This is a genomic window from Mycolicibacterium sediminis (assembly GCF_010731735.1).
In the GTDB taxonomy this organism is placed as follows: domain Bacteria; phylum Actinomycetota; class Actinomycetes; order Mycobacteriales; family Mycobacteriaceae; genus Mycobacterium; species Mycobacterium sediminis.
On the sequence record NZ_AP022588.1, the window covers coordinates 14,746 to 29,389 of the forward strand.

Below are 14,644 nucleotides of genomic sequence, written 5' to 3' on the forward strand. Positions count from 1 at the left end.
GGCCTTACACCCTCTCGATGATGGTCGCGACGCCCATGCCGCCGCCGATGCACAGCGTGACGAGCGCGCGGCGCGCACCCCGACGCTCGAGCTCGTCGACCATGGTTCCGGTGATCATGGCGCCGGTGGCGCCGAGCGGGTGGCCCATCGCGATGGCGCCACCGTTGACGTTGAGCTTCTCGTCGGGGATGTTCAGGTCCTTCTGGAACTTGAGCACCACCGAGGCGAAGGCCTCGTTGAGTTCGAACAGGTCGATGTCGTCGACCGTCAGGCCGGCACGGTCCAGCACCTTCTTGGTGGCGGGCGTCGGGCCGGTCAGCATGATGACGGGGTCGGCGCCGCTGGTGGCGGTGGCCACGATGCGGGCGCGCGGCGTCAGGTTCTGCGACTGTCCTGCCTTCTCGCTGCCGACGAGCACCAGTGCGGCGCCGTCGACGATGCCGGAGCTGTTGCCGCCGGTGTGCACGTGGTTGATGCGCTCGACGTAGTGGTACTTCTGCAGCGCCACGTCGTCGAAGCCGCCCATCTGACCGACGGCGTCGAAGGCGGTCTTCAGCTTGGCGAGGCCCTCGAGGCTGGAGTCGGGGCGCATGTGCTCGTCGTGGTCCAGGACGACGAGGCCGTTCTGGTCCTTCACGGGGATGACGGACTTGGCGAAGTAGCCGCCCGACCATGCGGCCGCGGCCTTCTCCTGGCTGCGCAGCGCGTAGGCGTCGACGTCGTCGCGGGTGAAGCCCTCGATGGTGGCGATCAGGTCGGCGCCGATGCCCTGCGGGACGAAGCCGATGCGGTAGTTGGTCTCGGGGTCGGTGGCCCATGCGCCGCCGTCGGAACCCATGGGGACGCGGCTCATCGACTCGACGCCGCCGGCGAGCACCAGGTCGTCCCAGCCGGAGCGGACCTTCTGAGCGGCGGTGTTGACGGCCTCGAGGCCCGACGCGCAGAAGCGGTTGAGCTGGAATCCACCGGTGGTCTCGGGGAGCTTCGCGACCAGCGCGGCGGTGCGGGCGATGTCGCCGCCCTGGTCGCCGACGGGCGAGACGACGCCGAGGATCAGGTCGCTGATCAGGTTCTCGTCGAGATCGGGGTGGCGGGTGCGCAGTTCGTCGATCAGGCCGACGACGAGGTTGACGGGCTTGATCTCGTTGAGGGCTCCGTTGCGCTGCTTGCCGCGCGGCGTGCGGATCGCCTCATAGATGAAGGCTTCTTCGGACATGTCTGACTCTCCAGGTCCTGGGGTGTATGGATACGCAGACTTCCCCTACTACAGAAGCCCAGCGTGGAGGATGATCCTCGCGATGCGAGCCTAGCAGCCTCGCCCAACCCGTTGGTTGGGCGCTTGCCCAGCGACCTGCGGCGCAGTGCCCGGACGAACGTGACGCCACGGCGAAGATCGCGCGGATTCTTCGCAGTGGCGTCACGTTCGGCGATGCGTTCGGGTCACCCCATCTCGCCAACAGACGCGAACTCCCCTGTTTCGCCAGGAAACAGGGGAGTTCACGACTGCTCGCGAGAGAGGCCTACGCGGACTGGGGCTGCTCCGCCTCCGCCAGCGTCGGGTAGTCGACGTAGCCGGCGGGGCCGGGGGCGTAGAAGGTCGCCACGTCGGGTTCGTTCAGGTCGGCGCCGAGGACGAGCCGGTCGATGAGGTCGGGGTTGGCCAGGAACGCCCGGCCGATCGCCGCGGCGGTGATGGCACCCCAGCCGGCCAGCGACTCCATCTGGCAGAAGTCCGTGTCGACCTCGCGGCCGGTGTTGAGCACGAGGTTGCCCTCCCACACCGCGCGGATCACGCCGAACTCGGCCGACGACGGCTCGATCAGGACGTGCAGGTAGGCCAGGCCCAGCGGCGCGATCCGCTCGAGAAGCGCCTCGTAGGCGCCGACCGTGTCGACCTCCCGCATGTCACCGGCGGAGTTCCCGGGCGAGATGCGCAGTCCGACCCGACCGGCCCCGATCTCGTCGGCGACGGCTTCGACCACCTCGGCGGTCAGGCGCGCCCGGTTCTCGGGTGAGCCACCGTAGGCGTCGGTGCGCTGGTTGACGACGTCGGAGAGGAACTCGTGCAGCAGGTACCCGTTGGCGGAGTGGATCTCCACGCCGTCCATGCCGGCGTCGATCGCGCGCCGCGCGGCGCGGCGGAAGTCCGCGACGATGGGGGCGATCTCGGCGGTCGCCAGCGCACGCGGAACCGGTAGCGACTGCTTGCCGGACGGGGTGTGCGTCACGGCGTCCGCCGCGATGGCCGACGGACCCACCGTCTCCACGCCGCCGATGTCGGGGTGGCCCATCCGGCCCACGTGCCACAGCTGCACGAACATCCGGCCACCGCCGTCGTGCACGGCGGCGGCGATCTCGGCCCACTTCGCCTGGTGCCCGTCGGTGTAGATGCCCGGGGTGTTCAGGTACGCGCCGTTGGACTCCTTGGAGACGGCCGTCGCCTCGGAGATGATCAGACCGGCCCCGGCACGCTGCGAGTAGTACTGGGCAGCGAGGTCGGACGGCGTGCCGTCTGCCTGGGCACGCGACCGCGTCAACGGCGCCATGAAGATCCTGTTGTCGACGGCGGTCTCGCCGATTCGAGTGGGCTTCAGGAGGGCCGCATCGGCCGCGAGCGTGAACGTCATGCTGATCTCCAGCGCGCCGGGGGCCCGGTTCATTCCCCCGGGCGCCGCCGGCCCGAGACCACTCGACCAGAACGTTCGTCGTGCAACGTGTTTCAGGACTGCGCGACGACGGCGGTGACGCGGATCTCGACGCGCATCCCGACCGCCCCGAGCACGGTGACCCCGGTCTGCGTCCAGATCGGTGCCCTGTCGGGCATCCGGGTGCGGAACTGGTCGACCATCACGCGGTTGTGGGCATCGCCGATGGTGCCCTGCTCGGCGGCGACGTGGTAGGAGTTCACCGCGACGACGTCGCGCCAGGTGGCGCCGGCGGTGGCGAGCGTGCGTTCGACGTTGTCGAAGGCGCGCACGATCTCCTCGTCGAGGGACTCCGGGAAGACGATGTCGTCGTCCCAGCCGCCCTGGCCCGAGGTCTCGATCCGGTTCCCGATCCGGACCGCCTGGCTGTAGTGCAGGTTCTCTCGCATGTAGTCGCCGTATCCCGGGGTCACGTAGAACTGGACGTCGGTGTCGTTGATTACTTCATTCATGAAGTCAACGTAGCACTAAATCACTTCACGCGTAAAGTGATCGACGGTGTCGCTAAAGTACGGGGATGGCAGGTACGGACCAACCGCAGTGGCTCAGCGCCAGCGAGAAGGAGGCGTGGACGGGCCTCGTCTCCCTGATGCTGCTACTGCCGCGCATGCTCGAGGCGCCACTGCGCCAGGTCGACCTCACGCTGTTCGAGTATCTGACGCTGAGTCACGTGTCCGAGGCCCCGGACCGCCGAATGCGCATGAGCGAGTTGGCATTCCTCGCCAACGGCTCCCTGTCGCGGCTGTCCAACGTCGTCAAGCGATTCGAGCAGCGGGGCTGGATGACCCGCTCACCCGACCCCGACGACGGCCGCTACACCATCGCGACGCTCACCGACGCCGGCCTTGCTCTCGTTGTCGAGGCGGCCCCGATCCACCTGAACGCCGTGCGCGAACTGGTGCTCGATCCACTCACCGTCGCCGATCAACGCTCGCTGGCAAGGATCGCAGCCAAGCTGCGGGTGGTGCCGCCCGACTTCGCCGGGGCCTAGGCTCGACTGTCATGACGGTGCAACGGCTCCGGCCCTACGCGGTGACGATCTTCGCCGAGATGTCGGCCCTCGCGGCGCGGATCGGCGCGGTGAACCTCGGCCAGGGGTTCCCGGACGAGGACGGCCCCGCCGACATGCTGAAGACGGCGCAGGAGGCGATCGCCGACGGCGTGAACCAGTACCCACCGGGCCTCGGCATCCCGCCGCTGCGGGAGGCCATCGCGGCGCAACGCAGCCGCCTCTACGGCGTCGAGTACGACCCCGACACCGAGATACTGGTGACGGTGGGCGCGACCGAGGCAATCGCAGCGTCGGTCATCGGGCTCGTCGAACCCGGGTCCGAGATACTCCTGGTCGAACCGTTCTACGACTCGTACTCCCCCGTGATCGCGATGGCCGGATGTCACCGGGTGGCCGTCCCGATGGTGCGCGACGGACGCGGGTTCGCCATCGACGTCGACGCATTGCGTGCCGCCGTGACACCCCGGACCAAGGCCCTCATCGTCAACTCGCCGCACAACCCGACGGGCATGGTGGCCGGTGACGCGGAACTGGCGGGCATCGCACGCATCGCCGTCGAGAACGACCTGCTGGTGATCGCCGACGAGGTGTACGAGACGCTGACCTTCGACGGCCACCGCCACGTTCCGCTGGCGACCTACCCCGGCATGGCCGAACGCACCATCACGGTCTCCAGCGCGGCGAAGATGTTCAACGTCACGGGCTGGAAGATCGGATGGGCGTGCGGCCCCGCCGAACTCATCGCGGGAGTCCGCGCGGCCAAGCAGTACCTCAGCTACGTCGGCGGTGCGCCGTTCCAGCCCGCCGTGGCCAGGGCGCTCAACGACGAGGACGGATGGGTCGCGACGCTGCGCGAATCGTTCCAGACCAGACGCGACACCCTTGCGTCGGCGCTGACCGACATCGGCTTCGACGTGCACGACAGCCACGGCACCTACTTCCTGTGCGCCGACCCGCGTCCGCTCGGCTTCGCCGACAGCGCGACGTTCTGCGCCGAATTACCCGAGCGTGCCGGGGTGGCGGCGATCCCGATGTCGGCGTTCTGCGACCCGGCCGCGGCGCACGCCGACGAGTGGAAGCACCTGGTGCGATTCGCCTTTTGCAAGCGCGACGAGACGATGGACGAGGCGATCCGCCGACTCCAGGTGCTGCGCGATCACTCGTCGTAGTCGTCGTCGCACGCCACGGTCACGTAGACCGTCGACCCCTTGGGTACGCCGCCCTGGCCCGCCGAATTGGTGCCCGACAGTCCACTGATCTGGGTGGCCGTGCACTCCGACAGCGGCGCCTCGGTGTCACCCTGCACCCGGACGTCGTAGCCGCGCGACTGCAGGCTGCTGACGGCGTCCGCGGCCGATCCGCCGGCCAGTGGGTCCGCGAGAGCCGGTGCGGCCAGGCTCATTCCGGCCGCGAAGACGAATCCGGCGGTGGCGACGCTGGCGAGTAGGTTCTTCATGGCGGACCTCCGGTGAGTGAGCGCCGGATCCCCGTGACCCGACCCCTCCACCATCTCGCGCGGACGCCCCCACCGCGTCGCCGCTGGCACCCAGGTCCGACTACCGGCTAGCCCCCACCACTACAGCGCCGCGGCGACGTCCCACAGCCGCCCGCGGTCGGCGTCAACGCCGCGCAGCGGGCTCAACACCACGTCGGTCGCCCCGGCGTCGAGGTAGCGACGCAGTTGCCGGACAACGGATTCGGCATCGCCCACCGCGGCCAGCTCGACGATCGACTCCACGCCCTCGCGCGCGATCACCTTCTGGTAGGAGGGGATCGCGGCGTAGAAGTTCAGCGCCTCCGCGGCCGCCTCGCGTCCCTCCTCGACGTCGTCGGTCACCAGCACCGGCACCGCCGCGACGACGCGCGGCTCACCCCTGCCAGCCGCGGTGGCGGCGGCGGTGATCGTCGGCGCGATGAACTCGCCGATCGTGCGGGGACCGGCGAGGTAGGGCAGCGTGCCGTCGGCCAACTGACCGGCCACCTCGAGCGCCTTGGGGCCCATCGCGGCCACGTAGATGGGCAGCGGTGTCCCGCCGGGCAGGCTGACGGTCCACTCGGGGGCCGCGGTCAACTCGTCGCCGTGGAAGTCGACCGCGCGGGTGTCGACGATCGACCGGAGGATCGTCAGGTGCTCCCGCAGCCGCGCGATGGTGTTGGGCCACGCCGTGCCGAAGGCCTGGCGCTCCGGCCCGTGCGAGCCCAGCCCGAGGCCCAGGCTGAAGTTCCCGTGCGACGCCGCCTGCGCCGTCTGTGCCTGGGAGGCGACGATCAGCGGGTGCCGGGGGTTGATCGGGACGACGAACGTGCCGACGCCCAGACCGGGTACGGCGGCACCGATCAGGGCGGCCAGCGTGATGGCGTCGTGGTCGAACTGCTGGGCCACCCAGACCTGGCGGACACCCACGTCCCATGCCTGACGGGCCTGCTCGACGAAGTCGTCGACGGCGTTGGTGGTGGTCTCGCTGCGGTGGAGCACTACTCCTGTGGGCATGTAGCGGACAACCCGCCGTCGACCGCGACCCATTCCCTACGGATCACGGTGATCCGATCTCAGCCGTGATTACGCGTGACGCGGCAGCGCAGTCGGTCGACGGCCACGTCGAGCACCATCTTCTTCGCGCGTCTCATCAGGAAGGCCGGCACGGGAGCGGCGACGTCGATGATGATGTCGAACCGAACGCGCGTCTGGTCGCCCTCGCGGGTGAGGTTGTACTCGCCGTGCTGACCGCGCTGCTGGAAGGTGTCGGCCGCGTCCCAGACCACCCAGTCGTCACCCCAGTGGTACTCGAGCACCTCGCGGTCGGTGACGCCCATGATCTTCAGCGTGGCCCTGACGTGATGCGGTCTGCCGTCCGGATGCCGGTCGAGGACTTCGGCCTCCCGGTGCAGCGTCGACCACGACGGCACGTCCTCGATGTCCGCGAGGGCATCGAGGATCGCCTCGGGCGCGGCGTCGAACACCACTTCCCGGAAGGCTCTGACCGCCATGGAGCTACGGTAGCCATCCCCCCAGCCTCGCGCAACACTTCAGCCAGCTAACTGAACGTCACCAGCCGACCCGGTCGAGCGGGGTGGTCTCCGACGGTGGTGACGCCGGCGGGCCGGCGGGCGTCCGGGAGAACCGGGGTGCGGGGGCGGCCTGGTCGACGCCGTTGGCGGTCACCACGGTGCCCCGCGCGAGGAGGTGTTCGTCGAGGGCCGCCTCGGTCCACGTCAGCACGGGCGTCACGCACGCGTCGGTGCCGCCGAAGACCTCGGTCCACTCGGCGCGGGTCCGGGTGGCGAACCGCTGCGCGAAGGTCTCGCGCATCTCGTCGTAGCGGCCGAGGTCGAACTGGTTGGGCACCTCGTCGGGCGACAGACCGAGGCCACTGACCAACTGGGCGAAGAACTGCGGCTCGATCGCGCCGACGGCCACGTACTGCCCGTCGGAGGTCTCGTAGGTCCGGTAGTAGGGCGCGCCGCCGTCGAGCAGGAAGGACTCCCGCCGGTCCTGCAGCGACCCGGTCGACTTCATCGTCCACATCATCTGCGCCAGGATGCTCACGCCGTCGACCATCGCGGCGTCGATCACCTGCCCCGTGCCGGATCGCTCCCGCTCGTAGAGCGCGCTGACGATGCCGAGCAGCACGAACATCGAGCCGCCGCCGAAGTCGGCCACCAGGTTCAGCGGCGCGACCGGCGGCCGGTCCCGGTAGCCGATCGCGCTGAGCGCGCCGGTCTGCGACAGGTAGTTGATGTCGTGGCCCGCCTGCGTGGCCATCGGGCCGTCCTGGCCCCAGCCCGTGATGCGGGCGAAGATCAGCCGCGGGTTCACAGCCGCGCACTGCTCGGGTCCTACGCCGAGCCGTTCGCAGGTGCCGGGCCGGAAGCAGTCCAGCAGCACGTCGGCCTTGGCGGCGAGGTCGAGCAGCGCCTGGGGATCCTTCTTCACGTCGAGGTCGACGATGCGCTTGCCACGGTGCAGGAGATCGACGTCCTCGGCGGGCATCGTCAGCCCGCCCGGCCTGCGCACGCGGACCACGTCCGCACCCAGGTCGGCCAGGATCATCGCCGCGTGCGGCCCGGGTCCGATGCCGCCCAGTTCGACGACCCGCACCCCGGCCAGGGGACCCCCGCTCAACCCTTCTTGACCTTCATGACCTGCTTGCGCAGCCCGTCGGTCGCGGCCTCGAGGCCACCCTTCATGGCGCGCTTCAACACGAAGCCGGGGATGGGCACCGACGGGTCGACGGTGATCTCGAAGCGCACCTTGGTCTTGGCACCGTCCGGGGTCAGCGTGTAGCTGGCGTCCTGCGTCTTCAGCTGTCCCGAGCTGACGAGCGTCCAGCTCGCGCTGGTATCCGTCCACGAGTACTGCACGACCTGCTCGTCGGTGATGCCCATCGTCTTCAGCTTGATCTTGACCTTGCTGGGCCGGCCGTCGGCGTCCTCCTCGAGGATCTCCGCGCCCTGGTGCTGCGACGACCAGTCCGGCGCCGTCTTGACGTCGGCGATCACGTCCAGGATTTCCTCGGGGGTCGCGTCGATGGTGACTTCACGTGAGTCGCTGACTGCCATGCCGAGACAGTAGCCACGTGCGGGCGGACATTCGCGGCTTTGGGTGACCGTGGCGAATTCTTCGGCTGCCATGCGCAGTTCACCAAGCGGTGGAAGCATCGGGGGCGTGGCCACCAACGAGGTAGAGCAGCCCGAGCAGCCAATCGCGCAGAGCGGCGCGCAGACCATCGCCTACCCCGCGCCGGGTGCCCGTCCCAACCGCCGTGACGAGGCGGCGCTGGCGCCGCACGTCATCGTCCTGTTCGGCGCGACCGGCGACCTGGCGAAGCGCAAACTGCTGCCCGGCATGGCATATCTGGTGCTGTCCTCGCTCGCACCGAAGATCCGGGTGGTGGGGACGTCGCTCGAGGACCTGTCGCCCGACGAGTTCCGGGAGCTGACGAGGGAGGCCGTCGACGCGTTCGGCACCCACAAGCTGACCGACGCGCAGTGGGACGACTTCGCCTCCCGGATCACCTACGTCCCGCAGGGCGCCGGGCCGGAGGCGTTGGCGGAGGCAGTGGCGGCCGCCGAGGCCGAACTCTCCTCCGAGGTCGACGTCGCCGCAGGCATGACCGCGGAAGTGCAACGGCTGCACTACCTCTCGGTACCGCCCAAGGCGGCGCGCGCGGTCATCACGATGTTGCGCGACGCAAAACTCGTCGACCGCTCCCGGGTGGTGATGGAGAAGCCGTTCGGCACCGACCTGGCGAGCGCCATCGAACTCAACGACTTCGTGCACGAGACGTTCCGCGAGCGCCAGATCTTCCGCATCGACCACTTCCTGGGCAAGGAGGCCGCGCAGAACATCCTGGCGTTCCGCTTCGCCAACGGCCTGTTCGAGCCGATCTGGAACCGCAACTTCATCGACCACATCCAGATCGACATCCCCGAGACCCTCGGGCTGGATCAGCGCGCGAACTTCTACGAGAGCACCGGCGCCTACAAGGACATGGTGGTCACGCACCTCTTCCAGGTGATGGCGTTCGTGGTGATGGAACCGCCGACTGCACTCGAGCCGCGCGCGATCAGCGAGGAGAAGAACAAGGTCTTCCGGTCGATGCTGCCGATCCAGTGTTCGGACGTCGTGCGCGGGCAGTACGCCGGCTACCGCAATGAGGAGGGCGTCGCCCGGGACTCGGACACCGAGACCTTCATCGCGCTGAAGGTGGGCATCGACAACTGGCGCTGGGCCGGGGTGCCGATCTACCTGCGCACCGGCAAGAAGCTGGCCGAGGGCATGCGCATCATCTCGATCGCCTTCAAGGAAGCGCCCCGCACGATGTTCCCGGCCGGGTCGGGCGTCGGTTCCCAAGGGCCGGACCACCTGACGTTCGACCTGGCCGACGCGTCCAAGGTCTCGCTGTCCTTCTACGGGAAGCGGCCCGGGCCCGGCATGAAGCTCGACAAGATGTCGATGCAGTTCTCCACTCAGGAGACGGAGAACGTGGGTGACGTGCTCGAGGCGTACGAGCGCCTCATCCTCGACGCCATGCGCGGCGACCACACGCTGTTCACCACCGCCGAGGGCATCGAGAGCCTCTGGGACCGGTCGATGCAGCTGCTCGACGATCCGCCGCCGGTCAAGCAGTACCAGCCCGGCACGTGGGGCCCGAACGCGATCCACCAGCTCGTCGCGCCGAACGCGTGGCGGCTGCCGTTCGAGCGGGCGTGGCGCGAGAAGAAGTGAGGCAAGGGATCTCGGATAGGCTTCGACCCATGAGCGACCCGATCGATCCCTCCGTCCCGCCGAGCGGCTCCGGCTGCGTCGATTGCGACGCCGCGGGCGGCTGGTGGTTCCACCTGCGCCGGTGCGCGGCCTGCGGACACGTCGGGTGCTGCGACGACTCGCTGTCCCGCCATGCCGCCGCACACTGGCGCAGTTCGGGGCATCCGATCATCCAGTCGTTCGAGCCGGGCGAGGACTGGTTCTGGGACTACTCCACCGACGGGTACTACGAGGGTCCGGACCTCGCGGCGCCGCAGAGCCATCCCGAGGCGCAGACCGTGCCCGGCCCGCACGACCGGGTGCCGGGCGACTGGATGGCACGGCTGCAGAATCGCGCCGACTGACACCATGGTGAAGGCCGGTGGTGAGAGCACGCTCACCGTCATCATCGCCTTCGGCGCCAACCTCGTCATCGCGATCGCCAAGACGGTCGCCGCGATGGTGTCGGGGTCGGCGTCGATGACCGCCGAGGCCGCGCACTCCTGGGCCGACACCGGCAACGAGGTGTTCCTGCTGATCGCCAACCGCCGCGGGACGCGCGCCGCCGACGAACGACGGCCACTCGGCTACGGCCGGGAGACCTACGTCTGGTCACTGCTCGCCGCGGTGGGTCTGTTCGTGGTGGGCGCCGCGGTGTCGATCTGGCGAGGCGTCACCGAACTGCTGCACGGTTCCGAGTCGGCCTCGGAGAACTATCTGCTGGCCTACGTGGTGCTCGCCGTCGCGTTCGTGCTGGAGGGTACGTCACTCCTGCAGGCCACCCGCCAATTACGGCGCGAGGCAACCACTTTCGACAGCGATGTCCTGGACTACGCGCTCGCCACCTCCGACCCCACGGTACGAGCGGTGTTCGCCGAGGACAGCGCCGCGCTGATCGGCATCGTCATTGCATTCTCCGGCCTGCTGCTGCACGAGCTGACCGGGTCGGCGGTGTGGGATGCGGTGGGTTCGATCCTGGTGGGCGTGCTGCTCGGAGTGGTCGCGGTGATCCTGATAGACCGCAACCGCCAGTTCCTCACCGGCGAGCCCGGCTCACCCCGCATCCGCGAAGCCCTCGTCACCCGGCTCGGCGGATTCCCGGAGGTAGCGGAGGTCCGCTTCCTGCGGCCCGAGTTCATCGGCCCGAAGCGGCTCTTCGTCATCGCCAGCGTCGACCTGCAGGGCGACGCCGTGGAGTCGTCGGTGGCGAAGACGCTGCGGGACTTGGAGCACCGCCTCGAGCAGGACCCGTACGTGGCCGAGGCGGTGCTGACGGTGTCCGAGCCCGACGACACCCCGGTGTCGTCCTAGCGCGCCCGTCAGCCGGCGTCGGCCAGCACCGCCTGGGCGGCGTTGTAGCCGGGGATGAACGTGATGCCGGGCCCCCCGTGACATCCGGCGCTCCCGAGGTACAGGCCCGGCAGGGGAATCGGTTGGTCGACGTAGCCCCTCGGCCCCGGACGGTTGATGCCGATCTGGTCCGGATGGATGAGCCCGTGGCAGTAGTCGCCGCCGGGCGCGCCGAACATCGTGCCCATGTGCTTCGGTGTGAACGTGGTGTGCCGCATGATCTTCGACTCGAAGTCCGGCGCCAGGCGGGTGATCTTCTCGATCACCCGTCGGCCCATCTCGACCTTCATGTCGCCGTAGCTCGACGCACCGTCGGCGTGCGCCTCCTGGATGGGGAACCACAGCGAGAACGCCGACGCCGCGTGCTTGCCCGGCGGTGCGAGACCGGGGTCGTTGACCGACGGGATCTGCAGCGCGATCGCCGGATCTGCCGGGACGATGCCACGGCGACAGTCCTCCCACTGCTGCTGCAGTTCCTCGGGGGTGCTGAAGATCCCGATGTTCGACTGCATCGCAGGATCGTTGAGCACCTCGTAGGGCGCGGCGAACTCGGGGATCCCGTCGAGTGCGAAGTGCATCTGCAGGTAGCTGCCGCGGTGGTCGACGCGGCCGAACCTCTCGCGCACCTCGCCCGGTAGCGCGGCGGGGTCGAGCAGCTTGGTGATCGCGAGGTCGGGCGCAATGCCGGACACGACGACGGGTGCCGAGATCACCGACCCGTCGTCCAGGCGGACACCGCTCACCCGGCCGTCGGCGACGGTGATCTCGTCGACCCTGCTGCGCAGTCGTATCTCACCGCCCTGGGACGTGAACGTCTCGCACAGGTGCGACGTGAGCGCGCCGATCCCGCCGCGGAGTTTCTTGACCAGCAGCGCGTTCTCGTCGGGCACGGCGAACCCGTACGCGAGGGCGGCGGCGGTGCCGGGCGTCGCGGGCCCGCGGTAGGTGGTGTTGACCGCCAGCAGGGACAGCATGCCGCGCAGCGCGCCGTGCTTCTCGCGGTCCGGCAGGTAGCGGTCGAGGACGTCGGTGACCGAGCCGAAGAGTAGGTCGGTGATCGTCGACCGCTCGAATTCGTTGGTGGCGCAGGCGTACATCTCGTCGAGGGTCTTCGGCGGCGCCCCCGCGTCGAACCGGCCCAGCGCCCGCGTCGGCGCCTGACACCAGGCCATCAAACCGGCCATCCCCATCACGGCCTCCGCGCCGTGCACCTCGTCGAGATGGGTCATCAGCTTCATCGGATCCGTGTAGTAGATCAGCGGTTCGTCGCCGATCCCCCGCATCGACACCGACATCACGTCGAGGTCGACGGTCGGCAACTGGTCGAGCCCAAGTTCCCGGCTTACGACGGCCGAGGTCGGAATCTGCACGGAGCCCGCGATCTCGAACTTGAAGCCGTCGAACAGTTCGACGGTCGAGGCCATGCCCCCGGCGTAGAGCTTGGCGTCCAGGCACAGCGTGCGCAGGCCGGCCCGCTGCAGCAGCGTCGCCGCGGTGAGCCCGTTGTGTCCCGCGCCGACGACGATGGCGTCGAAGTCCGTCATCAGCCGAGGCTGGCACGGGCCCCAGGTTTTGTCAATTATGACGAAACTTCACCGGCGCGTGCTGTCGAACCCCTCGGCGACCGACTCGAGCGCGGTCCTGGTGAGCCGCGCCAGTTCGGACAGCGAGCGGTCGGGGTCGAGCATCCACACCTCCATGGCGCCGAACACCGCCGCGGCCACGCAGCGGGCGGTGACGGTGACCCGGAGTCGCTCGTCGGTCCCGTGACCGGGCTGGTCGGTGCGGATCAGGAACTCCTCGACCGCCTCGGCGAACTCACCCTCCACCTGTCGCACGTGGCGCACGATCCGACCCGCGTCGAGTTCCTGGGTGCGCAGCTCGGCGATCCTGGCCACCGCGTCGACGTCGTACGGCGCCGCCATCACCGCGGCGTGCACCGACTCGATCAGCGACACGTCGCCCGACTGCTCGGCCAGGGCGGCGCGGAACCACTCCAGGCCGGCGTCGTAGTCGGCGAACAGCAGATCGTGCTTGGACGTGAAGTGGCGGTAAAAGGTGCGCAGGGAGACCCCGGCGTCGGCGGCGATCTGCTCGGCGGAGGTGTCCTCGACACCCTGGCCGAGGAAGCGGACCAGAGCGGCCCGGCGCAGCGCCTCACGGGTGCGCTCGCTGCGCGCGGTCTGCGCGGGCCGGACCATGTCGGTAACGTACCGCGTCAGGCTCGTGGCCCGACCAGCGCGATCGCCGCGTCGACGCCCTCCTCGGCGACGTCGCTCATGCGTCCGCCGCCCTCGACCGTGATCGCCGTCAACTCGCGTAACCCACCCAGCAGCATGATGATCCGCTGCCGCGACACGGGTCCGCCGCCGCCGGCGAGGAACCCGGCGGAACTCGAGAGTGCCTGCACCATGTCCACGAAGTGCTCCATGGCGTCGCGCTGCAGCATCCGCGCCGACGTACCCAGCGCGGGCACGTCGCGGATCCAGCTCAGCGTCAGCGCGGGTCGCGACTCCATCGACGCCACCCACGCCTCGATCGCCTGCCGCACCTGGGTCTCCCAGGGTGCATCCGGTCGGACGGCCGCGGTGATCTGCCGGATCTGCTCGGCGTTCGTCTCCGTCAGCAGCGCGACGAAGCAGTCGTCCTTGCTCGAGAAGTGCTCGTAGAAGGTGCGGCGAGACGTCCGGGCCCGGCGCACGACGTCGGCGATGGTCGTCTTCGCGTAGCCGTCCTCGGCGATCGACTCCTCGAGGGCGTCGAACAGACGTTGGCGGAAGCTGTCGTTCACTGTGGGGAGATGCTACCGACGGATGCTGGGATCGGGCCGTGGGAGTATCCGAGACGTGATCGAGTGCCGCAGATGCACGGCCGGCGAGTGCAGCCACGTGGCGAGGTGCTCGACGATGATCCGCTGGTACGACGACCCATGGGACGGGACGTTCTGGCGGCGGTGCGAGTGGCGCCGACTCGATTCAGGAGCCGACGTTCCCGGTGACGGTCAGACGCGTGGAGAGACGTCGCTAGACGCGCGCGAGAGTCGCCTTTTGGCGGAGAAGTGCGAGTGGACGTCTACGAAAAGCGCGTTTCGTCCACGTTCGTGGTGGCCAGGGCCGGGATCGAACCGGCGACCTTCCGCTTTTCAGGCGGACGCTCGTACCAACTGAGCTACCTGGCCGGAAGGCCACCGACTCACACCGGTGTACCTCGCCAATGATGGCGACCCTGACGGGACTCGAACCCGCGACCTCCGCCGTGACAGGGCGGCGCGCTAACCAACTGCGCCACAGGGCCTTGCTTTCCTGCGTTACTACTGCTCCGGCGTCACCA

Annotated in this window: 16 protein-coding genes and 2 tRNA genes; 5 read left to right on the forward strand and 13 right to left on the reverse strand. The window is 69.1% G+C overall.

From position 1 onward, the window contains the following. Positions 1 to 4: 4 nt before the first annotated feature. The 3 genes from G6N64_RS00095 to G6N64_RS00105 form a co-directional block, all read right to left on the reverse strand. Positions 5 to 1,216, reverse strand: coding sequence for an acetyl-CoA C-acetyltransferase (locus G6N64_RS00095; RefSeq protein WP_163795020.1), 1,212 nt, complete (start codon positions 1,214 to 1,216; stop codon positions 5 to 7). A gap of 304 nt (positions 1,217 to 1,520) precedes the next feature. Continuing rightward, positions 1,521 to 2,627 carry an alkene reductase gene (locus tag G6N64_RS00100; RefSeq protein ID WP_163795021.1) on the reverse strand — a complete coding sequence of 369 codons (1,107 nt, stop codon included), beginning with the start codon at positions 2,625 to 2,627 and terminating at the stop codon, positions 1,521 to 1,523. A 92-nt stretch (positions 2,628 to 2,719) separates the two neighbouring features. Beyond that, on the reverse strand, positions 2,720 to 3,157 hold the full coding sequence (locus G6N64_RS00105) for a Rid family hydrolase (RefSeq protein WP_163795022.1): 438 nt from the start codon (positions 3,155 to 3,157) through the stop codon (positions 2,720 to 2,722). Between the two features lie 65 nt (positions 3,158 to 3,222). Between G6N64_RS00105 and G6N64_RS00110 the strand changes: the two genes are divergently transcribed. Further along, entirely contained in the window at positions 3,223 to 3,696 is a 474-nt protein-coding gene (locus G6N64_RS00110) for a MarR family winged helix-turn-helix transcriptional regulator (protein WP_163795023.1), read from the forward strand. 11 nt (positions 3,697 to 3,707) lie between these two features. Then, complete coding sequence (locus tag G6N64_RS00115; RefSeq protein ID WP_163795024.1) at positions 3,708 to 4,886, forward strand: pyridoxal phosphate-dependent aminotransferase; 1,179 nt, start codon at positions 3,708 to 3,710, stop codon at positions 4,884 to 4,886. Here G6N64_RS00115 and G6N64_RS00120 read toward each other — a convergent pair. From G6N64_RS00120 to G6N64_RS00140, 5 genes are all read right to left on the reverse strand, one after another. Beyond that, a complete protein-coding gene (locus G6N64_RS00120) occupies positions 4,874 to 5,173 on the reverse strand; it encodes a hypothetical protein (protein WP_163795026.1) in 300 nt (99 codons plus the stop codon). The genes G6N64_RS00115 and G6N64_RS00120 overlap by 13 nt on opposite strands. A gap of 120 nt (positions 5,174 to 5,293) precedes the next feature. Next, a complete protein-coding gene (locus G6N64_RS00125; protein WP_163795028.1) occupies positions 5,294 to 6,208 on the reverse strand; it encodes a TIGR03564 family F420-dependent LLM class oxidoreductase in 915 nt (304 codons plus the stop codon). Between the two features lie 59 nt (positions 6,209 to 6,267). Further along, positions 6,268 to 6,705 (reverse strand): SRPBCC family protein, encoded by a 438-nt coding sequence (locus G6N64_RS00130; RefSeq protein WP_163795029.1) that lies wholly within the window; start codon positions 6,703 to 6,705, stop codon positions 6,268 to 6,270. 58 nt (positions 6,706 to 6,763) lie between these two features. Next, positions 6,764 to 7,840 carry a CaiB/BaiF CoA transferase family protein gene (locus tag G6N64_RS00135; RefSeq protein ID WP_163795031.1) on the reverse strand — a complete coding sequence of 359 codons (1,077 nt, stop codon included), beginning with the start codon at positions 7,838 to 7,840 and terminating at the stop codon, positions 6,764 to 6,766. Continuing rightward, a complete protein-coding gene (locus G6N64_RS00140; RefSeq protein ID WP_163795033.1) occupies positions 7,837 to 8,277 on the reverse strand; it encodes an SRPBCC family protein in 441 nt (146 codons plus the stop codon). Before G6N64_RS00140 ends, G6N64_RS00135 begins: the two co-directional genes overlap by 4 nt. 106 nt (positions 8,278 to 8,383) lie before the next feature. Here G6N64_RS00140 and zwf point away from each other — a divergent pair, with 106 nt between their 5' ends. Genes zwf through G6N64_RS00155 form a run of 3 tightly spaced genes read left to right on the forward strand, consistent with a single transcriptional unit; the run spans position 8,384 to position 11,275 of the window. Next, the gene (gene zwf, locus G6N64_RS00145; RefSeq protein ID WP_409370712.1) at positions 8,384 to 9,946 is read left to right on the forward strand and encodes a glucose-6-phosphate dehydrogenase; all 1,563 of its coding nucleotides are present in this window, start codon (positions 8,384 to 8,386) and stop codon (positions 9,944 to 9,946) included. 29 nt (positions 9,947 to 9,975) lie between these two features. Further along, on the forward strand, positions 9,976 to 10,329 hold the full coding sequence (locus G6N64_RS00150; RefSeq protein ID WP_163795035.1) for a UBP-type zinc finger domain-containing protein: 354 nt from the start codon (positions 9,976 to 9,978) through the stop codon (positions 10,327 to 10,329). Between the two features lie 4 nt (positions 10,330 to 10,333). After that, positions 10,334 to 11,275, forward strand: coding sequence for a cation diffusion facilitator family transporter (locus G6N64_RS00155; RefSeq protein WP_163795036.1), 942 nt, complete (start codon positions 10,334 to 10,336; stop codon positions 11,273 to 11,275). 8 nt (positions 11,276 to 11,283) lie between these two features. On the opposite strand, the gene G6N64_RS00160 is transcribed toward G6N64_RS00155, so the two are convergent. The 5 genes from G6N64_RS00160 to G6N64_RS00180 form a co-directional block, all read right to left on the reverse strand. Then, complete coding sequence (locus tag G6N64_RS00160) at positions 11,284 to 12,858, reverse strand: phytoene desaturase family protein (RefSeq protein ID WP_163795038.1); 1,575 nt, start codon at positions 12,856 to 12,858, stop codon at positions 11,284 to 11,286. A gap of 48 nt (positions 12,859 to 12,906) precedes the next feature. Beyond that, a complete protein-coding gene (locus G6N64_RS00165) occupies positions 12,907 to 13,515 on the reverse strand; it encodes a TetR/AcrR family transcriptional regulator (protein ID WP_163795040.1) in 609 nt (202 codons plus the stop codon). A 17-nt stretch (positions 13,516 to 13,532) separates the two neighbouring features. After that, on the reverse strand, positions 13,533 to 14,105 hold the full coding sequence (locus G6N64_RS00170) for a TetR/AcrR family transcriptional regulator (RefSeq protein ID WP_163795042.1): 573 nt from the start codon (positions 14,103 to 14,105) through the stop codon (positions 13,533 to 13,535). Positions 14,106 to 14,415: 310 nt separating this feature from the next. Beyond that, positions 14,416 to 14,492: transfer RNA gene (locus G6N64_RS00175), tRNA-Phe, on the reverse strand. A gap of 39 nt (positions 14,493 to 14,531) precedes the next feature. Beyond that, a tRNA-Asp gene (locus G6N64_RS00180) sits at positions 14,532 to 14,608 on the reverse strand. Positions 14,609 to 14,644 lie beyond the last annotated feature (36 nt).